Origin of the sequence: Rhizobium pantanalense (assembly GCF_030182525.1) — a bacterium.
Taxonomy (GTDB): Bacteria; Pseudomonadota; Alphaproteobacteria; order Rhizobiales; family Rhizobiaceae; genus Rhizobium.
Map to the genome: position 1 here is coordinate 24725 of NZ_JAQJCH010000003.1, position 24074 is coordinate 48798.

The window sequence follows — 24074 nt, forward strand, 5'->3', positions numbered from 1 at the left end:
CTCACCCCACCGCCGCATAAGACATTTCAGGCTTCAGCGACTGGCCGCGCGAAGCACCGACCACTGCATCGACATCGAGGATCAGCGCCACGCGGCCATCGCCGAGGATGGTTGCCGCCGCAATGCCCGGGACATGCGTGTAATTGGCCTCAAGGCTCTTGATGACGACTTGGCGCTGGCCCTGAATGGCATCGACCATGAGGGCGCGCTGACCGCCGCCTTCCGATTCCACCAGCAGCGCGACGCCTTCGACCGGATTGGCCTGCGTGGCACGGAAATTCAGGATACGGCCGACATCGACCAGCGGGCAGAAGCTATTGCGGATCGAGATCAGGCGGTGGTTGGCGCCGAAGGAATGGATGGCGGAAGCCTCCGGCTGCAGCGTTTCGACGATCGCCGTCAGCGGCACGACGAGCGTCTGGCCGGCAACCGTCACCACCATGCCGTCGAGGACGGCGAGCGTCAGCGGCAGGCTCATGGTGAAGACGGAACCCTGCCCCGGCTTGGAGCTGATGTTGATGCGGCCGCCGAGCGCCTGGATCGAGCGCTTGACCACGTCCATGCCGACACCACGGCCGGAGATGTCGGAAATCTTGTCGGCGGTCGAGAAGCCCGGCAGGAAGATCAGGTTGTCGACTTCCTCATCCGAAAGATTGGCATCGGCCGCGATCAGGTCGTTATCGATCGCCTTCTGGCGGACTTTCTCGCGGTTGATGCCGGCGCCATCATCGGCAAGCTCGATGAGGATGCGGCCGGAGCGATGCTTTGCCGTCAGGCGAACGGTGCCTTCCGGGTTCTTGCCGAGTGCCGCGCGTTTTTCCGGCGTTTCGACGCCGTGGTCGACGGCATTGCGGATCATGTGGGTGAGCGGCTCAGCAAGCTTGTCGATGACGGTCTTGTCGACTTCGGTGTTCTCGCCCTCGGTGATCAGGCGGATCGACTTGCCGGTCATGTCGGCGATTTCGCGGACGATACGCGACATACGCTGGAAGACCGGCTTCACCGGCTGGGCGCGGATCGCCATGACGCTGTCCTGGATCTCGCGGGTGAGCTGCTGCAGCTCTTCGAGACCCATGTTGATGGAGGATGCGCCGTTGTTGTCGTTCTCGATGACGCTCTGGGAGAGCATCGCCTGATTGATGACAAGCTCGCCGACAAGGTTGATCAGGCGGTCGACACGATCGAGATCGACACGGATGGTCTGGCCGGCGGCGGCAGCCGCGGCACTGTTCTGCGCCGCGGCTGCATTGGAAGCGGCAGCAGCGGCAAGGGCGGCTTCCTTCTTCTCGACGCGTGCGGCAGCCGAGGCCAGCTGCGTGACGTTGCTTGCGGTTTCCGCAGCAGCCACGGCAGCAGCGACATCGTTTTTCGGCGCGGATGTCTCCTCTACGGTTTCGGCAGCCGGTGCGGCCCCGTCGTCGAGGATCGAAAGATCGAAGGGCACTGGTATCATCGGCAATTCTTCGCCGCTCGAAGACCCACCGCTTCCCGCCAGCTGCACATCGAGATCGCAGTCCCATTCAGCGAATTCGAAGACGGTGCGAATGGCGTCTTCGCCCTTGTCCGTCTTGATCGAGATCGCCCATCTGAAATAGGCGCCTTCTGGATCGAGGTCGACGAGACCCGGTAGCGCATCCATATCGCAGAAGATATTCATCTCGCCGAGCCGCGAGAGATCGCGCAGCAGCAGCGTCGCATCATTGCCCTTGGCATAGAGATCGGAGCGTGGCTTGAAGTTGACTTCGTATTCCGGGGTGGCATCGACCGCCGGCTCGTCACTGCCGAAATCATCGTCGAAGCTGAAGGGGATCGGCTGGAAACCACTTTCATCCGTTGGCGCAGGCGCGGCCACAACGGGCTTCGGAGCAACATCGGCAAGCACCGCGGCCGACGGCGCGGGAATATCGCCATTTGCCAAGGCTTCCAGTTCCTTGACCAGGCCGCGGCTGCGGGCCTGATCGACGCTGCCGCCATCACGGGCGGCATTGGTGAGATCCGCCAGGACGTCGGCGGCCTTGAGCATGACCTTCAGGACTTCCTGGGTCGGCTCCAGCTTGTTGGATCGAACGCAATCGAGTGTGGTCTCGAAGACGTGGGCGAATGCGACCAGGTCGTCCAGACCGAAGGCACCTGCCCCACCCTTGATGGAATGAACGGCGCGGAACACGGCATTGACGGTTTCCGGGTCGCGGTCGCCGTCATTCATTTTTAGGAGACCGGATTCCAGTTCGGCGAGCTGCTCTTCGCACTCCTGGAAGAAAATCTCTTTGATTTCGTTCATATCCATAAGGGGCGGATCCTGTTTAGGCGGTTACGCGCTCGATGGCATCGATCAGCTTGGCGGGATCAAACGGCTTGACGATCCAGCCGGTCGCACCGGCCTGGCGGGCACGGTTCTTCTTTTCCGCGTCGCTTTCGGTCGTCAGAACGAGGATCGGAACGGCGCGGTATCTGTCGTTGCGGCGAACGCCCTCGATGAAGCCGAAGCCGTCAAGACGCGGCATGTTGATATCCGTGACGATGACGTCGGGATTGGCTTCTTCCAGGATTTCCAGGCCCTCGACACCGTCTTCAGCCTGAATGGTCTCGAAACCCGCATTGTTGAGAGTGACGAGAAGCATGTTTCGAATGGTCCGTGAATCATCCACGGTCAGCACTTTTTTCTTCATTGCCGGATCTCCTTGGCAAGCAGATGGGAGATATCCACCCCGATCACCTGCATCGTTTTTTGAAATGCATCCGACACCTTGGAGAAGGTGAAGGAGAGCTTGTCCTCATCCCAGGTCTTGGCGGCGGCCATGATAACCTGCACGCACAAGGTCCCGATCCTTTCGACGCCGGACGCATCGATCGCGACATTGCTGCCGCGCAACCCCATCAACGTGCCGCGAAGGGCGGAGGCCTCGTTGAGGTCCAGCACCGCGGCCAGACTGACTGTCTTTTCGCCTTTCCTGCTCGGCATCGCTTCATTCCTTGTTGTCTGAAATCGGGCCGATCGGCCCGCATGTGCATGAAACTGAAAAATCAAAAGGCATTGCGTTCGCCTCCCGTCGCGGTCCTGCGAAGCGGGAAGCCGAAATCGGCCATCTCATCTTCATCCCGCATCGTGCTGTATTCGTCGCGAGCCGGAAGCTGACGTTGCGGCGCGGCCTTGACCGAGCCCGCATGACGCCGCTCACGCTCGATGCGGAATTCGCGGATGGTCCGGCCAAGTTCGACGACGACCGTATGCAGATGATCGGCACCTTCCTCGGAGCGGCTTGCCTCATTCCCGGCGGCTGCCGCACGCTCGCTGTAGCCGCCAATATCTGAAGTCAACGCCTTGAGGCCGGCGAGCTGTTCGTCGCTTGCCGCAGCAATGCCTGATATGGCCTCGTTGATATCGGTCACCTGGCGGACGATGCTGCCGATCGCATCCTGGGTGCGGCCAACCATCTGGACGCCCGCATCCACCTGCGCCTTTGTTCCCGTCACCAGAACCTTGATCTCGCGGGCCGCATCGGCGGAACGCTGGGCAAGCGCGCGAACTTCCTGCGCGACGACGGCAAAGCCGCGGCCGCTGTCGCCCGCGCGGGCTGCCTCGATGCCGGCATTCAGTGCGAGAAGATTGGTCTGGAAGGCAATCTCATCGATGACGCCGATGATCTGGCCGATCTTTTCGGCCGAGGTCTCGATATCGGCCATGGCCGAGATAGCCTGACCGACGATCCGGCCGCTGTCTTCCGCCGCAGTGCGCGTCGATACCGCGACACGCTCAGCCGAACGGGTATTGGCAGCATTGCCGCGGACCTGTTCGGCGAGCTCCGCAAGCTGCCGGGCGGATGCCGCAAGGCCCTGCGACTGTTCGGACGATTTTTCAGCCAAGGATTTCGCGGAGCGGGAAATGGCGTCGCTCGTCGCTTCGGCCGCCTGCACACCACCGGACAGGGCTGAAAACTGCTGCTGGATGTCCTCCAGCGCCGCATTAAAGGCTTCCGCGACCTCGGCATAGGCCTCGGGACAATCCGCAGGCACGCGCGTCGTCAGATCGCGATCGGCAAGACCGTTGGCAAGCTCAGCGAGGAAGGCTGCAGCCTCGGCGCGATCAGCCGTCCGCTGTTCCGCGAGCGCACGCTGGTGGCCGACCCGCAATTCGTTGAACCGCAGCGATACAGCGATCTCGACATCGACCATGACGAGCCGCACGATCGCTGTGACGAGTTCGATCAGTTCACGGGCACGACGCCTGGCTCCCGGAAGAATGGTACGGCCGCCCATGTCTTCGAGAAGGCCGGACAGAAGATGCTCCAGCATGACGCCATGGCCCGCGACATGCCAGCGCGGATCGAGCCCCATCTTGCTTTCGCTATCGGACAGAACCTTGACGCGCTCGGCATAGAGGCTGTCGAAACGCGCGTCCGTCAGCACGTCCCAGTGCGAGGACTGCAAATCCTGGAGCCGTTCGAGCTGGCTTTCACTGGTGAAATTGCGGGCGGCATCCGGGAACGTCTGGAAGCGGTGGAAAAGATCGCGCAGGCCTGCTTTCAGATGCGTCTCGAGCATCGGCCGGTGGCGGCGCAAGGTTTCGCATTGCTCGGCATCGAGACCAGCAAAACGCAAGCGGTCGCGAAGGCTGCCAGCCTGCGCCTTGCCTGCCTGATCTGACGGCGAATCCTGCGCCAAAATCGTCCCTGCCGAACTGCCGCGCATTCAAGCGCCGGCGAAACCGCTGATGATCCGCGCCAGGCGCAATGAGGAGGCGAGGAAAGGCAGCCGTAGCCGTCGATCATTTGATCGAGGCACCGAAGCTCGCTCGTTCATCAAAGTCTATTGCGGACCTGTTTGATGACATGGATACCGGATCGGACCCGGTACGACGGGGCGGCTTCATGCCTGCTGAGAACGAGTCACAATTTTCCCATTCCGACGTTCAGGCTCAATATTTATGGTTAATTCCTTGCCCGAAGGTTAATGACGTAAGAAGGCATGTCTCCTACTGATCTATACTAAATTAGCGATTACTTTCCGATATAGTTTGTCGCCGTCGAAGAACATCGATCGCAAGTCACGAGCAAGCTTCATCCCTTACTACCCAAGGGATAGACAGTTTCGATGTCGCTACGGAGAGAGCAATGATTGTTCTTGGTTTGACCGCCTCGCTGATGGCCAGCTTGACGCTTGCGGCCTTCATGCTTCTGTCCCGCATCGAAGAGGCGCGCGGCAAAGCTACCCCTCGCATTCTCTAGGCAAGCTTTAACGGACGTCTGATATCCAAAATCGGACATATGGCACTTCGCGGCCACAATGCGAGCGCTGCTGTTCCCACGGACGGCAGGGAGCTAGCTTTGGCCTCAATAGTTCCGTATTAAGCCTCACGATCAGGCACCGAGACCCATCCTTTAATGCTCAACACGACCCATTCCCGAACAAATGCCCAGAAACTTTCGCTAGGCCTCGCCCTTGCGGTCATCTTCGGAGTAACGCTCTGGCGCGTGCTCATGTTGCTCCTCAACAGGACGGACCTCTTCGTCGATGAGGCGCAATATTGGTTCTGGGGCCAGAATCTGGATTTCGGCTATTATTCCAAGCCGCCGATGATTGCCTGGGTCATCCGCTTCTTCAATGCGATCTCCGGCTCGGATTCGACCTTCTGGATCCGCATATCGGCGCCGCTCTTCCATCTCGCCACCGCCCTCATGCTGATGTGCACGACGCGGCGGCTGATCAACGACGAGACAGGACGAGAGATCGCGCCATGGGTCGGCGTCATCTTCATCACGCTGCCGGCCGCCTCGCTTTCCGCCGTGCTGGTATCGACGGACACGATCCAGATCCTGTTCGTGACCATCGCCATCTGGGCTTTTATCGGCCTGACCAGGCGTTCCTCAGTGCTGGAAGCTGTCATCCTCGGTGCCAGCCTCGGCATCGCCTTCCTGACGAAATATTCGGTGCTCTTCCTTCTGCCCGGTGTCGGCCTTGCCATGCTGACGATGCGTTCGGCGCGGATTGCGTGGCGGGACGTTGCCATTGCCGCCATTGTCGGGGCCATCGTCGTTTCCCCCAATCTCTGGTGGAATCTCACCCATGACGCAACGACCATAAAGCACACCGAAAACATCGCCCAATGGAGCAAGAGCGGCGGCGGCAATACCCTGCTGAAGCACATACTCAACGGGCTCAGCTTCTTCGGTGCCCAGTTCGGCGTGGTCGGCCCGGTCGTATTCTACGCGCTTTTGTGGGCGACGTGGCGATGGATCCGCGGGCAGAGCGACGACCGGGAAAAGCTGCTTTTCTGGCTTTCGGTGCCTGTCGTTGCGCTGATCACGCTGCAGGCCCTTCTCGCCAAGGCCTATGCCAACTGGGCCGTCTCGGCCTATGCCGCAGGCACCATTCTTGCCGTCTGGCTGCTCTATCGGCTGACGAAAAAAGGGCTGAGGACCTCGCTGATCATCGGCGCTGTCGTCGCCTTCGTGATCCCGGTGCTGACCGTCTTTGCCTATGACATCAAGCTGCCGAACGGCGATCTCGTCATGAAGCGCTATGTCGGCCGCAGCATCATCAGTGAAGAAATCGCCGACATCGCCACGCAGGCGAAACTGCCTGAAATCGTTGCACAGGACCGCGATATCCTCGCCGATCTCTACTACACGCTGAAAGGCAAGCCGTTCCACATCTATGCCCGTCCCTTCGGCGGTTTCCCCGCGAATTATTACGAGCAGGACTTCTCCCTGCCGGCCAGCGTGACCGGTCCGGTCTTGTTCGTCGACAACGATCCGATCGAGTGCCCGGAAGGCCAGGCCGAACTCTTGAAGAGCTGGTCGCCGCCCTATGGCGAGATGAAGGGCAAGACGCTCTATGCCTATCGCGTGCCGGCATCCTGCCTAGCGCCTAAATCGTCGGTAACAGGTGCGACGGAAAATTAAGAAATCGAGCCGGGACTGTTGACCGGCTCGTGCAACTGCATCATGACAGGCCGCACTAGGAAGACGCTAGGCGTCCTGTTATCATGACCGAACCGCTGGAGTTCGCTCCGGCAAAGGAATGAAGGCATTTTGGAACGTTGAACCCGCTCGAATTCGGCGCCGCCGACAGCGAAGATAGAGACGACAGGACGCACCGCGCCGGAGCGCGCGTGATCGCCTCCCTGTTCGTCGCATTCTTCGCCTATATCGGATTGGCGCTTGGCGGGGGCATCAACCTTGCCGCCCGCGCCGATGCGGACGCGCTCTCCTCGGGCAAGGATAGCCAACCACTCTACCTTTCCCTGCGTGATCCGATCCGCGGCATCGTCGTTGCCGATCGGCTGGTGACGCCGAAGGCCACATGGCACGATATAGGGCCTGCAACTCTTGCTGCCCTCCCTACCCTCGGATATCCGGCAACCTCGTGGCAATCGTACCGCCCGTACCGCCCGAATGATGCCACACGGCTCGAATCCCTGGCGTTTCGCGCCTATCTCGCGCGTGCGCCTCCAAGCACGCTTGCCTAAGCGTTTGGCGCAGACGCGCTGCATTTCCGACACGACCTCAAGTCCGCCTGCGGCCAGACCGTCGGCATAAGCCTATTTTCAAGGATAATACCCATGCGTACCTCACCATGGCTCGTGGCACTCTATACGGTGATCATCGTCATTGGCTTTCTGATCGCACTGCCGAACGCGCTGCCGCCGTCGGTTCTCAGCAAGATCCCATCCTGGCTGCCGCATAGCCAGGTTTCGCTCGGCCTCGACCTCCGCGGCGGCTCCTATCTCGTTCTCGAAGTCGACGAGAAGGACCTGACGAACGGCCGGCTGCAATCGCTGCAGCAGGACGCGCGCCGCGTGCTGCGCGACAAGAACATCCAGACCCGCTCGGTCGTCCGCAACGGCGACCAGATCGTCGTGACGCTCAGCGATGCCTCACAGAGCAGCGATGCCGTGACACAACTGCAGACGCTGGCCAATACGATCACGTCGGGCCTCTCGGCCGGCCAGTCCGATCTCAACATCAAACCGAATGGCGCGACGATCGCGATGTCCTTCTCGCCGGCCGGCATTTCGGCCAACGTCGATTCCGCCGTTCAGCAGAGCCTTGAAGTCATCCGCAAGCGCGTCGACCAGGTGGGCGTTGCCGAGCCGACCATTCAGCGCGTCGGGCCGAACCGCGTTCTCGTCCAGCTTCCGGGCGCACAGGATCCGTCGCACCTGCGCGAGCTTCTCGGCTCGACCGCGAAGATGTCCTTCCATCTGCTGGCCGATAACGTCGATCCGAACAATCCCGGCCCTGGCGTCACCATCATGAAGGACGAGCAGGGCAACAGCTATCCGGTTCTCGACCGCATCGAACTGTCCGGCGACCGCCTGACGGATGCCCGCGTCAGCTTCGATCCGAACACGCATGAGCCGCTCGTCACCTTCCGCTTCGACAGCGCCGGTGCCAACCGCTTTGCGGAAATCACCCGCGAAAATGTCGGCAAGCCCTTTGCTATCGTCCTCGACAACAAGGTTCTGAGCGCGCCGAACATCCGCGAACCGATCACCGGCGGTTCGGGCCAGATTTCCGGCAACTTCACCGCAGACAGTGCCACCACGCTTGCAGCCTTGCTGCGCGCCGGTGCCCTGCCGGCCAAGCTCACCGTTATCGAAGAGCGTACCGTCGGCGCCGACCTTGGTAGCGACGCGATCCAGAAGGGCATCTATAGCGGCTTAGTCGGCTTCGTCCTGGTTGCCGCCTTCATCTTCGTGCTCTATGGCGCCTGGGGGATTCTGGCGAATGTCGCCCTGCTCATCCACACGGTCCTGACCTTCTCGGCCCTGACGCTTGTCGGCGCCACGCTGACGCTGCCCGGCATCGCCGGCGTCGTCCTTGGTATCGGTCTCGCGGTTGATGCCAACGTTCTCATCAACGAGCGCATCCGCGAAGAAACCCGCAAGGGCCGCGGCGCCTTCGCCGCCATCGATAACGGCTTCAAGAAGGCTTATTCGACGATCATCGACGGCAACATGACGGCGCTGATCGCCGCCGCCATCCTGTTCTACTTCGGCTCCGGCCCGGTTCGCGGCTTTGCCGTGACCATGGGTCTCGGCCTCATCATCTCAATGTTCACCTCCGTCGCCTTCGTGCGTGTCGTAATGATCGCCATCACCCGTCGCCGCAAGCTGAAGGTGATCAACATCAGGCCGCTGATCCCCTTCAGCCCCTATGACAAGCACATCCAGTTCATGAAGGCCCGCTTCTTCGGCGTCACGGTCTCGGCGATCCTGTCGCTCGCCTCGGTGGTCCTGTTCATCCATCCGGGCCTTAACTACGGCGTCGATTTCCGCGGCGGCATCCAGATGTCGGTCAAGACCAAGGACGCGGCCGATCTGGCGACGTTCCGCGAGGGCCTGAATACGCTCGGCCTTGGCGAAATCGCACTGCAGTCCTTCGGCGACAACAACAGCCTCCTTGTCCGCGCCCAGCGCCAGGACGGCGGCGAAGAGGCGCAGACGGCGGCAGTGACCAAGCTCAAGGCCGAAATCGTCAAGATCGACCCGAGTGCGACCATCGAAGGCACCGATGTCATCGGTCCGAAGGTTTCAGGCGAGCTTGCCTGGGCCGGCATCCTATCGGTCGTGATCGCCAGCCTGGCGATGCTGTTCTACATCTGGTATCGCTTCGAATGGCCGTTCGCGGTTGGCGCCATCGTGACGCTGGTGCTCGACGTCACCAAGGCGATCGGCTTCTTCGCGATCACCGGCCTCGATTTCAACCTGACGGCCATCGCCGCGATCCTGACGCTTGTGGGATATTCGGTGAACGACAAAGTCGTGGTCTATGACCGCATGCGTGAAAACATGCGGCTCTACAAATCGATGCCGCTGCGCGACATCATCGACAAGTCGATCAATGAGACCCTGGCGCGAAGCCTATACACCAATGCCACCGCCTTCCTGGCGCTGGTGCCGATGGCAATCTGGGGCGGCAGCGCCGTCTCCAGCTTCGCGATCCCGATGGTGTTCGGCATTCTCGTTGCCGGCGCCTCGTCGGTCTTCATCGCGGCGCCGATCCTGCTGTTCCTCGGCGACTGGCGCCGCCGTCATGCCAAGCCGGTTGCCAATGATACGGCATCGACAGACGGCAAGTCAGGTAAGGACAACAAGCAGATTCCTGCCGCATAATAAATGAAAAGAGGACATGCCCGGCTTCCGGGGCATGTCCTCCGCCCGCCCTACGAAATCGGCGGCATATGCAAAGGCAAGCCCGGACGCGGCGCGGTAATCTTTTCCACGACACCGTTTTCCTGCTCGCTGACGAGCAGATGTTTGCCGTCGACGGTAAAGGCGATATTGGCTGGCCGTCCGCCATCCGTACGGATATGGCCGGCCATTTTTCCCTCGGCGTCCACCATGGAAATCTCACCCAGGCCGTACATGGCGCAATACAGCATGCCACTGCGATCAAAAGCGAGGCCGACCGGCCCGCGCAGCGCGTTCACGGCGGGCGATGTCATCGACTGGACAAACATTTCCTGCCTACCGCCAACGACCTGCCGATAGATTTTTCCGGTCAGTGTTTCACTATAATAGAGCAATCCATCGGCATCGAAGGCAATGCCGCTCGCAAAGAGCAGACCGGCAGCCAGGACCCGGATGACTCGTCCCTCGGCCGGATCGATCTGATAGACGCAGCCATTGTAAGCCGCCTTGAAGAAATCAGGATGGATATGGCCGCCTTCGAGAAGATTGGCAAGACGGATGCCAGAATCAGTCATGTAAAGCAGACCGTCGGGTCCGAAAGCGAGTGCATTCGGATGCAGAAAGGGACCATCCGCGCTACCCTCGATGACTTGCAGCACGCGGCCTTGCGCCGATAATCTGACAAGGGAATTCTCCGGGCCATTGGCTACCCAGAAACATCCGTCACCATCGACCGCAATCCCCATCGGCCGGCCGCCGACCCGGCAAAGTTCCTGCGGTACGCCGCTTGCGTTGAAAAGTTTCAGACAGCGACGACTGGCATCCATTTCCACCACCGCCAGGCGGCCGTCCGGCAAAGCCACGAGGCCGCTAGGCAGACGCAGCCCGGTGGCAATCGTTTCGTTCATGTTTTGAAACCTTCATTCTACGCATTACGAAGCCCCAAAAACTCAAAATGCTGCGCCGAAATGATACATAAGCACGAAGAAGGCCCTTTTCGAGCCGGGCGAGTGCAAATCCCTATAAGATTCTTGCGCCGGAGGTCACATCCCCGTGCGGGCCTGTTCATCTTGACAGGCTTTGGCGATTCGGAACATCCATAGAACGTCCTTATATTTTGCGCTTGCGATTCGCCGCATGTCGCGCTCCGCCTGCCGTCGGAGGTACTCAGGAGAGTTGATGACCGCCGCCTATCTGGAAAAGCTGAACCCGGAGCAACGGCTGGCGGTGGAACATGGCACGAGCGGTGACGGCCATATTGCCGGCCCGTTGCTCGTCATTGCCGGGGCCGGCTCCGGCAAGACGAATACACTCGCCCATCGCGTCGCGCATCTGATCGTTAGAGGTGCGGACCCGCGCCGCATCCTGTTGATGACCTTCTCGCGCCGCGCTGCCGCCGAGATGGGCCGTCGCGTCGAGCGGATCTGCCGCGAGGTGCTGGGCGCGAATGCCGGCATTAACGCCGACGCACTCGCATGGAGCGGCACGTTCCACGGCATCGGCGCACGTCTGCTCAGGGACTATGCCGAGCAGATCGGCATCGATCCGGCCTTCACGATCCACGATCGGGAAGACAGCGCCGACCTGATGAATCTTGCGCGCCATGATCTCGGCTTCTCGAAGACGGAGAACCGCTTCCCGACCAAGGCGACATGCCTCGCCATCTATTCACGCTCGGTCAATGCGGAAGCGCCGCTCGACGGCGTGCTGCGGGATTACTTCCCGTGGTGCGCCACGTGGGAGCAGCAGCTACGCGATCTTTTCGCCTCTTACGTCGAGGCGAAACAGGCGCAGAACGTGCTCGATTACGATGACCTGCTGCTCTATTGGGCGCATATGCTGCAGGAGCCGCTGATCGCTGAGGATATCGGCAGTCGCTTCGACCATGTGCTCGTCGACGAATATCAGGACACAAACCGGCTGCAGTCCTCCATTCTGCTGGCTCTCAAGCCCGATGGTCGCGGGCTGACCGTCGTCGGTGACGATGCGCAGTCGATCTATTCCTTCCGCGCCGCGACCGTGCGCAACATTCTCGATTTCCCCAAGGCTTTCACGCCCTCGGCCGATATCGTGACGCTCGACCGCAATTACCGCTCGACGCAGCCGATCCTTGCTGCCGCCAACGCCGTGATCGATCTCGCCTCGGAGCGCTTCACCAAGAACCTGCGCACCGAGCGGCAAAGCACGGAACGGCCGCGGCTGGTGACGGTGCGCGACGAGGCCGATCAGGCGCGCTACATCGCCGACCAGATACTGGAAAATCGCGAGGGCGGCGTAAGGCTGAAGCAACAGGCAGTGCTATTCCGCACCTCCAGCCATAGCGGGCCGCTGGAAGTGGAACTCACCCGGCGCAACATTCCCTTCGTCAAGTTCGGTGGGCTGAAATTCCTCGACAGCGCCCATGTCAAAGACATGCTGGCGGCGCTGCGCTTCGCCCAGAACCCGCGCGATCGCGTGGCGGGCTTCCGCCTGATGCAGCTCCTGCCCGGCGTCGGGCCTTCCACCGCGCAGCGCATACTCGACCAGATCGGCGAAGAGGCAAGCCCGATCACGGCGCTCACCGAACTCCCGCCGCCACCGCGCACGGGGGACGACTGGACCGCCTTTGTCGAGACGATGCGGGAGATCAAAAGCGGTAAGGCCGGATGGCCGGCGGAAATCGGCCTGGTTCGCCAATGGTATGAGCCTCATCTGGAGCGCGCGCATGAAGATGCCGCAACCCGCCAGGCCGATCTCGTCCAGCTCGAACAGATCGCCGCCGGTTACGGCTCGCGCGAGCGTTTCCTTACGGAGCTGACGCTCGATCCACCGGACGCCACCAGCGACCAGGCCGGTGTGCCGCTGCTCGACGAAGACTATCTGATCCTATCAACCATCCATTCCGCCAAGGGCCAGGAATGGACGAAGGTCTTCATCCTCAACGCCGTCGACGGCTGCATTCCCGCCGATCTCGCAGTCGGATCATCGGCTGAGATCGAGGAGGAACGGCGGCTGCTCTATGTCGCGATGACGCGGGCGAAGGACAATCTCGATCTCGTCATTCCGCAGCGCTTCTTCGTGCACGGCCAACATGCGCAGGGCGACAAGCATGTCTTCGCCTCGCGCACCCGCTTCATTCCCGCCACGTTGCTGCAGTTTTTTGAGGTCTGCGGCTGGCCGCAGGCGCGTGCCGAAAGCGCCGCCGCCGTCCGGGCGCGGGAGGTACGCGTCGATGTGGGCGCGCGGATGCGGGGCATGTGGCGATGAGTTGCAGCAATTGAGGTCGGCAGGTCAGGCATGTTCTTTGATGCTGCCTCCGCAAGTTCCTTCTCCCCTCGGGGAGAAGGGGTGCGCTGCAACGACCTCATTTCATATGCGATTCCCCTGCCGCGAGCGGGGAGAGGGCCGGGGGTGAGGGGCAACCCTGCGCCCGGCCAACTATCCAGCCCTTCTCACTTCGCCTCGCGAAACATCTCGATGATTGCCGAAAAATCGCGGCCGCCATTGCCGAGCTTTTCGAAGAGCGCGTAGAGCTGCGCCGCCTCCGCACCCAGGGGCGTCGATGCACCGCTCGACAGCGCCGCTTCCTGCGACAGGCGCAGGTCCTTCAGCATCAGCGCTGCCGCGAAACCGGGCTTGTAGTCGTTGTTGGCCGGTGAGGTCGGCACAGGGCCGGGCACCGGGCAATAAGTATTGATCGACCAGCATTGGCCGGAGGAAGTCGAGGCGACATCGAAGAGAGCCTGATGCGAGAGGCCGAGCTTTTCGCCAAGCACGAAGGCCTCGCAGACGCCGATCATCGAGATACCGAGGATCATGTTGTTGCAGATCTTCGCGGCTTGGCCGGCGCCGGCATCGCCGCAATGGACGATCTTCTTGCCCATCACCTCGAGCAGCGGCTTTGCAGCCGCGAAGCTTTCCGTCGAGCCGCCGGCCATGAAAGTCAGCGTTCCCGCTGCAGCGCCGCCCGTGCCCCCCGAAACCGGGGCATCAAGCGAAAGGCAACCGGCATCGCCTGCCATGGCATGCGCCTTGCGGGCGCTATCGACATCGATGGTAGAGCTGTCGATCAGCAGCGTTCCCTTTGGCACGGACCGCAGCACGTCGGTCCAGATGGTGAGGACATGCTGGCCCTTCGGCAGCATGGTCACGATCACTTCGGCATCCGTCAGGGCCTCGGTCAGCACGCTGGCAGGCTTTACACCCGATGCTTCGGCTGCCTTCAGCACGTCATGCGAAAGATCGAACCCAGTGACGGCGTGGCCAGCCTTGACGAGGTTGGCGGCCATCGGACCTCCCATATTGCCGAGGCCGATGAATGCGATCCGTGTCATGATGTTTTCCTCCCATGATCGGTTATCTTGCGAAAAGTGGTGGCTGCGCCGGTATGAAGAAACGGTCGATGGCATCCGCCGTCACTTCGGCGAGGCTCGCCGGAGACCATTTCGGATTGCGGTCCTTGTCGATGACGGCGGCGCGCACGCCCTCGTAGAAATCGTGATTATACAATATGCCCTTGCAAGCGCCGAGTTCACGATCGAGGCATTCGGCCAAATCGGCGCTCGTTCGCCCTGCCCTGAGAAGCCGCAAGGTCAGCTTCAGGCTGGTCGGCGAACGGGTGGCGATGACGCCGGCAGCGTCAGCGGCAAACTCTCCGGGCTCAGCGGCCAAAGCCTTCAGAATTTCCTCCACCGTGTCTGCCGAAAACGCTCGATCGATCACCTCTCCGTTTGCCGCAAGCCGGCTTTCGCCTGTATCAGCCGCCATCGTTCGGATGAGAGCGTGCACGTCTGCTGCAGTGGCGGCAGCGGGCAGCGCTGTGATCGCATCTATGAGAGCCGGCAACGCGGAGGATGCGACACAATGATCGGCAAAACCGGCATGAATCGCATCGGCGGCGGCGATCGTAAGGCCGGTCAGCCCCATCCAGGTTCCAGCTTCGCCCGGCGCACGCGGCAGCAGCCAGGTGGCGCCGACATCCGGGAAATAGCCGATGCCGGTCTCGGGCATCGCGAGGCGCGTGCGTTCGGTGACGACGCGATGGCTGCCGTGAGCCGAAAGGCCTACGCCGCCGCCCATGGTGATGCCGTCCATCAGCACCACATAAGGTTTGGGATAGCGCGAGATGGCATGATTGAGCAGGAATTCTTCGCGCCAGAAGGTTTCCGCGTCATCGGTGCCGTCCTTGCCGCTCTGATGCAGCAGGCGGATATCGCCGCCGGCGCAGAAGCCGCGCTCCCCCTCGCCCAGAACGATGACGCTCGCAATCGCCGGATCGGCGGCAAAATCCTCCAGTGCCGGAGTGATGACGCGCACCATCGGCAATGTCAGGCTGTTCAGCGCCTTCGGCCGATTGAGCCTGATGATGCCGGCCGATCCGCGCCGCTCGATGATGACTTCGTCCATGCTATCCATGCAAATCTCCTGTCCCTGCTGCTATAAATCCCCAGGGATTCATCTGTTGTCGGCAAGGATCATCTCGGCTGCCTTCTCGGCGATCATGATGGTTGGTGAATTGGTGTTGCCCGACGTGATCGACGGCATGACAGAGGCGTCGGCGATGCGCAGCCTTGCCAATGCCCTGAGCCGCAGGCGCGGATCGACGACACTTTGGGCGTCACCGCCCATACGGCATGTGCCGACCGGATGGAAAATCGTCGTGCCGATATCGCCGGCGGCGCGTTCCAGATCGGCATCCGTCTCGTAGTCCGGTCCGGGCTTGAACTCCTCCGGTCTGAACCGGGCGAAGGAAGGCTGCGCCACGATCCGCCGCGTCAGGCGAATCGAACGAACGGCGATCTCCCGGTCGCGTGCCGCCGATAGATAATTCGGGCTAATGGCCGGCTGCATGGCGAAATCGGGGCTGCGCACATGCACCGAGCCGCGGCTTTCGGGTCGCAGATTGCAGACGCTGGCGGTGATGGCCGGAAAGGGATGGACGGGATCGCCGAACTTGTCTAGCGAAACCGGCTGCACGTGGTATTGCAGATCCGGCGTTTCCTTGTCCGGTCCGGAGCGAGTGAAGATGCCGAGCTGGCTCGGCGCCATTGCCATAGGGCCTGAACGGCGCACCAGATATTCGAGCCCGATCGCCGCTTTGCCGATCAGCTTTGTCGCCTTCTCGTTCAAGGTGGGTACGCCGGTCACCTTGTAGGCAAGGCGAAGCTGCAGATGATCCTGCAGGTTCTCGCCGACGGACCGAACCTCGCGCACGAGGTCGATGCCGGCCTTGCTCAACACCTCGCCATGGCCGACGCCTGACAGTTCCAGAATGTGCGGCGAGCCGATGGAGCCGGCCGATAGCACCGTCTCCCTGTTCGCATAGGCGCGCTTTGCCACACCATCATGCTGGAACTCGACACCGCTCACGGCATCACCCTCGACGATCAGCCGGCGGACCTGTGCCTTGGTATAGACGGTGAGATTGCCGCGCTTCATGGCCGGGCGCAGGAAGGCTTTCGTCGTGTTCCAGCGGATGCCGGCGCGCTGGTTGACGTCGAAATAGCCGGAGCCTTCATTGTTGCCGCGATTGAAATCCGCCGTCTCGGGGATACCGGCCTCCTTGGCCGCAGCCTGGAAGGCATCGAGCACGGCCCAGCGCACACGCGCTTTCTCGACCCGCCACTCGCCACCCGCGCCGTGCATCTCATCCTTACCGCGATAATGATCCTCGGACCTGATGAAATAGGGCAGCACGTCGTCCCAACCCCAGCCCGCACAGCCGAGCTGGCGCCAGAGATCGTAGTCGCGGGCCTGGCCGCGCATATAGATCATGCCGTTGATGGAGGAGCAGCCGCCCAGCACCTTGCCGCGCGGGTAGTTCAGCGACCGGCCATTCAGTCCGGCTTCGGGCGACGTGGTGAAACACCAGTCGGTGCGGGGATTGTTGATGCAATAGAGATAGCCGACCGGGATATGGATCCAGTGGTAGTTGTCATTGCCGCCGGCTTCCAGCAGCAGCACGCGGTTGTTGCGATCGGCCGAAAGCCGGTTGGCCAGCACGCATCCGGCACTGCCGGCACCGATGATGATGTAGTCGAAGCGGTCCATTGGCATGCCCCCTCACCCTAACCCTCTCCCCGAGGGGAGAGGGGACTATTTCCGCATTTGCCTAGGCCCCGTATCCGGTGATCGTCAGAGACAGTTCCCCCTCTCCCCTTGGGGAGAGGGCTGGGGTGAGGGGGTGCACAACAAGAACGCATAGGTTTGATCATTACCGCCGATATTCAAACCCCAGCTTCCGTCCCAGCCACGAGGCATAGAATTCGCCGACGACACCGCGGCGGAAGAGCAAAACGCAGACCATGAAGACGATGCCGGTGATGATGGTGACCGGAAATTCCGACGTGGCGAGATAGTTTTCCAGCGTCGCCACGAATCCCGCGCCAAAAATCGGGCCGATCAGCGTGCCGATACCGCCAAGGAGCGTCATGAGAATGACCTCGCCGGACATCTGCCAGGCAACATCCGTCAGCGTCGCAAACTGGAAGACCAATGCCTTGACCGCACCGGCAAGCCCCGCAAGTGCGGCCGACATGACGAAGGCGCCAAGCTTGTAACGCGCAACGGAATAGCCGAGCGAGATCGCCCGCTGCTCGTTTTCGCGGATCGATTTCAGGATCATGCCGAAGGGTGAGTTGATGAAACGCCAGATGATCAGCACGCCGATCAGGAAGATCGCGAGGACGAAGTAATACATGTTGAAGGAGTTGTTGAGATCGAGGACGCCGAAGAGATAGCCGCGCGGCACCGACTGAATGCCATCCTCGCCATGAGTAAATGCCGCCTGCAGGCAGAAGAAATAGAACATGTAGGAGAGCGCCAGCGTGATCATGGCGAAATAGATGCCCTGTCTACGGATGGCGACGAAACCCATGACGAGGCCGAGCAGCGCGGCGCCGGCGACGCCGATCAGGATGCCGAGTTCGGGCGGAAGCCCCCATTCCTTCACCGCATGGGCGGTGAAATAGGCCGCACCGCCGAAGAAGGTGGCATGGCCGAAGGAGAGCAGGCCGGCATAGCCGAGCAATAGATTGAAGGCGCAGGCAAACAGCGCGAAGCACAGCACCTTCATGACGAAGATCGGGTAGATGAAGAACGGCGCCCAGATCAGGCCGACAAGGCCGAGGATCAGCAACAGCTTCTGCACGGAAAGTTTTGGACGCTCCTTGGAGCCCAAGCTGATCAATCCAGCCATATCACGCCTCCCGACCGAAGAGGCCCGCGGGCCTCAGAAGCAGCACGATTGCCATGATGACGAAGATGACGATGTTGGAGGCTTCCGGATAGAAGACCTTGGTCAGGCCCTCGGCGATCCCGAGCATATAGCCTGTGACGATCGCCCCCATGATCGAGCCCATGCCGCCGACGACCACGACGGCGAAGACGATGATGATCATGTTCGAGCCCATCAGCGGCGAAACCTGATAGATCGGTGCGGCCAACACGCCGGCAAAGGCGGCAAGCGCGACGCCGAAACCATAGGTCAGTGTCAGGAGCACCGGCACATTGACGCCGAAAACCTGGACAAGCGTGGAATTCTCGGTCGCGGCGCGCAGATAAGCGCCAAGCTTGGTCTTTTCGATGAGCAGCCAGGTGCCGATGCAGACGACCAGCGAGGCAATGACCACCCAGCCGCGATAGACGGGCAGGAACATGAAGCCGATATTTTTCGCCCCCGCCAATTCCGTCGGCACGGCATAGGGCTGGCCCGAGGAGCCGTAGAGATAGCGGAAGGTTCCTTCTATGGTCAGCGCCATGCCGAAGGTGAAGAGCAAGCCATAGAGCGGATCGACCCTGTAGAGCCGGCGCAGGCAGAACCGCTCGACCAGCGCGCCGAACAGCCCGACGATCAACGGTGCCAGAACGAGGGCCAGCCAATAGCCGATGCCGGCATAGGCAAACAAGAGATAGGCGGTGAAGGCGCCTAGCATATAGAGCGCGCCATGGGCGAAGTTGATGACCCGCAACATGCCGAAGATGATCGCCAAGCCGAGGCTCAGCAGCGCATAGAAGGAACCGTTGATGAGGCCGATCAGCAATTGACCGAGAAGCGCCTGGGCGGGGATGCCGAATATCGTCGTCATGGCTCAGACCCCCAGAACCTTGTGCAGCATATCCATGCGCTCTGTGAGTTCGCCGACCGGAAATTCCGAGACCATCTGGCCGTGATCCATCACATAGAAGCGATCGGCAATGCGGCTGGCGAAGCGGAAATTCTGCTCGACAAGCAAGATGGTCATGCCGCGGCTTTTCAACTTCTGCAGGACTTCACCGATGCGCTGGACGATGACGGGCGCAAGACCTTCCGTCGGCTCGTCGAGCAGTAGCATGCGGACGCCGGTGCGCAGGATGCGGGCCATGGCAAGCATCTGCTGCTCGCCGCCGGAAAGCCTTGTGCCGACGCTATTGCGCCGCTCATGCAGGTTAGGAAACAGCTCGAAGATCTCGTCGAGTGTCATGCCTCCTGCTGCCACGACCGGCGGCAACATCAGGTTTTCATAGACGCTGAGTGTCGAGAAGATGCCGCGCTCTTCCGGCACGAAACCAATGCCCTGATGTGCCGTCTTGTGCAGCGGCACCTGCATCATGTCGTTGCCGGCAAGTGTGATCCTGCCCTTGCGGGCACGAACGATGCCAACGATGGTGCGCAGCGTCGTCGTCTTGCCGACGCCGTTGCGGCCGAGGATGGTGACGGTTTCCCCCTCGCCCACACGCATGTCGACGCCATGCAGGATATGGCTTTCGCCATACCAGGCATTGAGGCCCTGAACGTCAAGAAGCGGCGCCATCGTCAAGCCTCCTCCGTGCCCATATAGGCTTCGCGGACACGCGGGTCCCGGCTGACCGTCGCATAATCGCCCTGGGCCAGGATCTCGCCGCGCTGCAGCACCGTGACATGATGGCAGATATCGGCAACGACCGAGAGATTGTGCTCGACCATGAGCACAGCCCTGTCGCGCGCAACATCGCGGATGATGGCGGAGACGGTGTTCACGTCCTCCAGCCCCATGCCTGCCATCGGTTCGTCGAGCAGCAGCACCTTCGGATCGAGCGCGAGCGTCGTTGCGATCTCCAGCACGCGCTTGCGGCCGTAGGAAAGATCGGCAGCGATGGCATTGCACTCCTTCGAGAGACCGACTGAGGCGATGAGCTGTTCGGCGCGGGCATTGAGACTGTCGAGAGCGGATAGCGGCCGCCAGAACTGGTGGGCGAGATTGTTTGGCCGCTGCAAGGCGACCCGCACATTGTCCAGCACCGTCAGATGCGGGAAAACAGCGGAAATCTGGAAGGAGCGCACGAGACCCATGCGCGCGACCTTGTCGGGCCTCGTCTTGGTAATATCGGTGCCGAGCAGCGTGATCGTGCCGTGCGTTGGCTGCAGGAATTTGGTCAGGAGATTAAAAACCGTCGTCTTGCCGGCGCCGTTCGGGCCGATCAGAGCGTGAACCTGCGCGTGATGTACGTCGAGATCGACATTCTTGACGGCGGTGAAGCCACCGAAATCGCGGCGCAGTCCCCGAGCGGACAAAACCACCCGGGGCTCTTCATGCGCATGTGTCGCGGACATCGCCATGGGCTGTTCCAAGCCCTATTGCTTGACGAGGTCGCAGCCGCTCTTGGCCGGATCGATATAGGCTTCCTTGCCGGGGATCGTCGCCAGCACGTTGAAGTAATCCCACGGCTCCTTGCTTTCTTCCGGCTTTTTGACCTGAAGCAGATACATGTCATGGATCATGCGGCCGTTGGCGCCGACCGTACCGCCGCGGCCGAAGAAATCATCAACAGGCATATCATGCAGCTGCTTGGCAACAGCGTCGGTGTCATCCGTGCCGGCCTTCTGCACGGCTTTCAGATACTGCATCACGGCGGAATAGGTGCCGGCATGGATCATGTTCGGCATTTTGCCGGTGCGGGCAAAGAAGCGCTTGCCGAATTCGCGGCTCTTGTCGTCGAGGTTCCAGTAATAGCCTTCCGTCAGCGTCAGGCCCTGCGCCGCCTGCAGGCCAAGGCCGTGGACTTCGGCGAGCGTAAAGAGCAGTGCCGCCAGATGCTGGCCACCCTGGGTGATGCCGAATTCCGAGGCTTGCTTGATGGCATTCGAGGTGTCGAGGCCGGCATTGGCAAGGCCGATAACCTTGGCGCCAGACGACTGTGCCTGCAGCAGGAAGGACGAGAAGTCATTAGTCGACAGCGGATGGCGGACGGAGCCGAGCACCTTACCGCCGCTTGCCTTGACGAAATCGCTGGTCTGCTGCTCGAGCGAGTAGCCGAAAGCATAGTCCGCGGTTAGGAAGAACCAGGTGTCGCCACCCTGCTTGACGAGCGCGCCGCCGGTACCGACGGCCAGGGCATGCGTATCATAGGCCCAATGGAAGCCATAGGGCGAGCATTGCTTGCCGGTGAGATCGGTGGTCGCGGCGCCCGTGACGATATCGATTTTCTTCTTTTCCTTGGCGACCGCCTGCACGGCGAGCGCGACCGAAGAGGTCGTCAGCTCCATGATGGCGTCGACCTTGTCCTGATCATACCACTGACGGGCGATGTTGGAGGCGATATCGGGCTTGTTCTGGTGATCGGCGTCGACGATCTCGATCGGCACGCCCAGCACTTTGCCGCCGAAATCCTCGGCAGCCATCTTGGCGGCCGCTACCGACGACTTGCCGCCGAAATCCGCATAGACGCCGGACTGGTCGTTGAGAATGCCGATCTTGACGACACCATCGGACGGGCCAGCGGCGAAAGCCGCGGTGCTGGCTGCAAGCAGAAACGTAAGGGACGCAATAAGACTCTTTCGCATATCCTCTCCTCCCAGAGATTTGGCAAAAACGAATCTGTTCAAAATTGGCCAGCCGCTTTCCTCAAAACGGCTTTTCCCGACCGCCAAGATCACGGAATTCGCGCGTTGACGCAAGTCGCGATTGCAATTAATTCCAAACAAGGTCTGTTCATTTTTGAACAGAGGAGGATGCATGAAGCGCACGCCGCACTTTACCTGGGACGATCTGCAGTTCTTCCTCGCCGTTGCGCGAACGGGGCAGCTTTCCACCGCGGCGCGACAATTGCGCAGCAGCCATGCCACGGTTTCGCGCCGTATCGACCGGCTGGAATTCGCCTTGAAGGTCAAGCTCTTCGAGCGCAATCCGCGCGGCTACATGCTGACCAGCATGGGACAGCGCTTCGTCGATACCGCCGAACATATGGAGCAGGAGACGGAACGTCTGCGCGCTGATCTTTCCGCGGGATCGGCAGCGCAACGGGGTGTCGTGCGCATCAGCGCGCCGGAGGGTTTTTCAAACTTCTTCTTCACCGGCGTGCTGCCGGAATTCACCGCGAAACACCCGAATATTTCGTTGGAGCTGATCACCATCCAGCAGATCATGTCGCTCTCGCGCAAGGAAGCCGATATCGTCGTGGTGCTCGACCCGCCAAAGGCTGGTCCCTACTTCACCGAGAAACTGACGGACTACCATCTGCAGGTCTATGGATCGCGCGACTACCTTGCCCGCCATCCACCGATCGAAAGCCGCAACGATCTGCCTGACTTCGCCTTCATCGGCTATATCGAGGATATGATTTTTGCGCCGGGACTGGATTATCTCGATGACGTCCATCCGCGCATCAGGCCGCAGTTCCAGAGCTCAAGCATCTTCGCGCAGCTGACGGCGACCAAGAATGGCCAGGGGCTCTGCGTGCTGCCATTCTTCATTGCCGGCAAGCACCCTGATCTGCAGGTGGTCCTGCCGCATGAGGTGGATCTCAGGCGCCACTACTGGATCACCTGCCACCGCGATCTGCGCCAATCGCCACGCGTGCGCACTGTCATCGACTTTCTCGCGGAAGCCGTGCGCAAGAATGCGCCGGCCTTTCTAGGCCCATGGAGACGCCCGGAAAGCTGAGATCGCCAGTCGCGTTATAGCATACTTGGAGCGGCGTAGACCCTGTTGACGCCGGCGGCATCGAAGCCCGCACGTTCTGCAAGGCGAAGCTCCCAGTCCAGCGAGGAGCGCACGATCATTTCCAGACTATTGTATTTCGGCGTCCATCCCAATTCGCGACGAGCAAGCGTCGCATCGGCGACGATACTGGCCATATCGCCGGCGCGCCGCGGAGCCATGTGGATGCGGAAGGCGCGGCCATGGACGCGCATGACCATGTTGAGCACGTCCAGAACCGAATAGCCCTGGCCATAGCCGCAATTGGCAACCAGCGAGCGGCCGCCATCGCGCAGATGGTGCAAAGCCACGAGATGCGCCTCGACGAGGTCGCTGACGTGGATGTAATCACGAACGCCGGTACCGTCATGCGTCGGATAATCCGTGCCGTAGATATCTACCTGGCGGCGGCGGCCAAGAGCCGCCTCGCAGGCGACCTTGATGAGATGACTGGCACCGTCGGTCGATTGCCCAACCCTTCCCTCTGGATCGGCGCCGGCGACATTGAAGTAACGCAGCGCCACATAGCGGAAATCATAGGCCGCGGCGGCATCGCGCAGCATCAGCTCGGACATCAGCTTGGATTGGCCATAGGGGGATTCAGGCCGCAACGGCACATCTTCGCTAACCGGTCTGTCCGCGGGCTGCTGACCATAGACGGCAGCGGTGGACGAGAAGACGAAATGGCGGATGCCGGTCCTGACGGCGGCGCTCATCAGGGCGCGGGTCTTGCCGGTGTTGTTTTCGTAATAGGCAAGAGGGTCCTCGATCGACATCGGCACGACGGCAGAGCCAGCGAAATGGATGATGGCTTCTATATCGTTCTCGGCGAAAATCGTCTTGAGCAGCGCCTCGTCAGCGACATCGCCGAGATAGAAGCGGGCCGCGGGTGGCACCGCCCAGCGAAAGCCTGTGGAAAGGCAATCGAGGACGACAACGTCCTCGCCCGCGTCAAGCAATCTCCAGACCATGTGGCTGCCGATATATCCGGCTCCGCCCGTCACCAAGACAGTCATTCTTCGCGT

At 61.2% G+C, this 24074-nt stretch carries 19 protein-coding genes; 5 read left to right on the top strand and 14 right to left on the bottom strand.

Annotated features, from left to right (window positions below; all coding sequences use genetic code 11):
• Position 1: 1 nt before the first annotated feature.
• The 4 genes from PH558_RS09460 to PH558_RS09475 form a co-directional block, all read right to left on the bottom strand.
• A complete protein-coding gene (locus PH558_RS09460; protein ID WP_285203841.1) occupies positions 2 to 2287 on the bottom strand; it encodes a chemotaxis protein CheA in 2286 nt (761 codons plus the stop codon).
• 16 nt (positions 2288 to 2303) lie between these two features.
• On the bottom strand, positions 2304 to 2669 hold the full coding sequence (cheY1, locus tag PH558_RS09465; RefSeq protein WP_004128526.1) for a chemotaxis response regulator CheY1: 366 nt from the start codon (positions 2667 to 2669) through the stop codon (positions 2304 to 2306).
• Positions 2666 to 2962: an STAS domain-containing protein gene (locus tag PH558_RS09470; protein ID WP_095433929.1), complete on the bottom strand. Its 297-nt coding sequence runs from the start codon at positions 2960 to 2962 to the stop codon at positions 2666 to 2668. The genes cheY1 and PH558_RS09470 overlap by 4 nt, the downstream gene beginning before the upstream one ends.
• A 62-nt stretch (positions 2963 to 3024) precedes the next feature.
• Positions 3025 to 4662, bottom strand: a complete 1638-nt coding sequence (locus PH558_RS09475; RefSeq protein WP_285204412.1) for a globin-coupled sensor protein — start codon at positions 4660 to 4662, stop codon at positions 3025 to 3027.
• Positions 4663 to 5381: 719 nt separating this feature from the next.
• Between PH558_RS09475 and PH558_RS09480 the strand changes: the two genes are divergently transcribed.
• The 3 genes from PH558_RS09480 (at position 5382) to secD (ending at position 10117) form a co-directional block, all read left to right on the top strand.
• Positions 5382 to 6902 carry an ArnT family glycosyltransferase gene (locus PH558_RS09480; RefSeq protein WP_285203842.1) on the top strand — a complete coding sequence of 507 codons (1521 nt, stop codon included), beginning with the start codon at positions 5382 to 5384 and terminating at the stop codon, positions 6900 to 6902.
• A gap of 137 nt (positions 6903 to 7039) precedes the next feature.
• Positions 7040 to 7468, top strand: a complete 429-nt coding sequence (locus tag PH558_RS09485; protein ID WP_285203843.1) for a hypothetical protein — start codon at positions 7040 to 7042, stop codon at positions 7466 to 7468.
• 93 nt (positions 7469 to 7561) lie between these two features.
• On the top strand, positions 7562 to 10117 hold the full coding sequence (gene secD / locus PH558_RS09490) for a protein translocase subunit SecD (RefSeq protein WP_095433926.1): 2556 nt from the start codon (positions 7562 to 7564) through the stop codon (positions 10115 to 10117).
• 50 nt (positions 10118 to 10167) lie between these two features.
• Here secD and PH558_RS09495 read toward each other — a convergent pair whose 3' ends face one another.
• Complete coding sequence (locus tag PH558_RS09495) at positions 10168 to 11043, bottom strand: SMP-30/gluconolactonase/LRE family protein (protein ID WP_285203845.1); 876 nt, start codon at positions 11041 to 11043, stop codon at positions 10168 to 10170.
• A gap of 271 nt (positions 11044 to 11314) precedes the next feature.
• Between PH558_RS09495 and PH558_RS09500 the strand changes: the two genes are divergently transcribed.
• Positions 11315 to 13381, top strand: coding sequence for an ATP-dependent helicase (locus PH558_RS09500; RefSeq protein ID WP_285203846.1), 2067 nt, complete (start codon positions 11315 to 11317; stop codon positions 13379 to 13381).
• A gap of 185 nt (positions 13382 to 13566) precedes the next feature.
• On the opposite strand, the gene mmsB is transcribed toward PH558_RS09500, so the two are convergent.
• The 8 genes from mmsB to PH558_RS09540 all read right to left on the bottom strand — a co-directional run bounded on the left by mmsB (position 13567) and on the right by PH558_RS09540 (position 21914).
• Positions 13567 to 14448 (bottom strand): 3-hydroxyisobutyrate dehydrogenase, encoded by an 882-nt coding sequence (mmsB, locus tag PH558_RS09505; protein ID WP_285203847.1) that lies wholly within the window; start codon positions 14446 to 14448, stop codon positions 13567 to 13569.
• 22 nt (positions 14449 to 14470) lie between these two features.
• Entirely contained in the window at positions 14471 to 15529 is a 1059-nt protein-coding gene (locus tag PH558_RS09510) for an enoyl-CoA hydratase/isomerase family protein (protein WP_285203848.1), read from the bottom strand.
• 39 nt (positions 15530 to 15568) lie between these two features.
• A complete protein-coding gene (locus tag PH558_RS09515) occupies positions 15569 to 17164 on the bottom strand; it encodes a GMC family oxidoreductase (protein ID WP_285203850.1) in 1596 nt (531 codons plus the stop codon).
• Positions 17165 to 17327: 163 nt separating this feature from the next.
• Positions 17328 to 18311: a branched-chain amino acid ABC transporter permease gene (locus PH558_RS09520; RefSeq protein ID WP_285203854.1), complete on the bottom strand. Its 984-nt coding sequence runs from the start codon at positions 18309 to 18311 to the stop codon at positions 17328 to 17330.
• A 1-nt stretch (position 18312) separates the two neighbouring features.
• Positions 18313 to 19200, bottom strand: coding sequence for a branched-chain amino acid ABC transporter permease (locus PH558_RS09525; protein ID WP_285203855.1), 888 nt, complete (start codon positions 19198 to 19200; stop codon positions 18313 to 18315).
• A gap of 3 nt (positions 19201 to 19203) precedes the next feature.
• On the bottom strand, positions 19204 to 19905 hold the full coding sequence (locus tag PH558_RS09530) for an ABC transporter ATP-binding protein (protein ID WP_095433918.1): 702 nt from the start codon (positions 19903 to 19905) through the stop codon (positions 19204 to 19206).
• 2 nt (positions 19906 to 19907) lie between these two features.
• The gene (locus PH558_RS09535; protein ID WP_285203864.1) at positions 19908 to 20690 is read right to left on the bottom strand and encodes an ABC transporter ATP-binding protein; all 783 of its coding nucleotides are present in this window, start codon (positions 20688 to 20690) and stop codon (positions 19908 to 19910) included.
• A gap of 15 nt (positions 20691 to 20705) precedes the next feature.
• The gene (locus PH558_RS09540; protein ID WP_095436168.1) at positions 20706 to 21914 is read right to left on the bottom strand and encodes an ABC transporter substrate-binding protein; all 1209 of its coding nucleotides are present in this window, start codon (positions 21912 to 21914) and stop codon (positions 20706 to 20708) included.
• A 172-nt stretch (positions 21915 to 22086) separates the two neighbouring features.
• On the opposite strand from PH558_RS09540, the gene PH558_RS09545 reads away from it, so the two are divergent.
• Positions 22087 to 23013, top strand: coding sequence for a LysR family transcriptional regulator (locus PH558_RS09545; protein ID WP_095433916.1), 927 nt, complete (start codon positions 22087 to 22089; stop codon positions 23011 to 23013).
• Positions 23014 to 23027: 14 nt separating this feature from the next.
• On the opposite strand, the gene galE is transcribed toward PH558_RS09545, so the two are convergent.
• Positions 23028 to 24065 (bottom strand): UDP-glucose 4-epimerase GalE, encoded by a 1038-nt coding sequence (galE, locus tag PH558_RS09550; RefSeq protein ID WP_095433915.1) that lies wholly within the window; start codon positions 24063 to 24065, stop codon positions 23028 to 23030.
• Between the last annotated feature and the right edge of the window lie 9 nt (positions 24066 to 24074).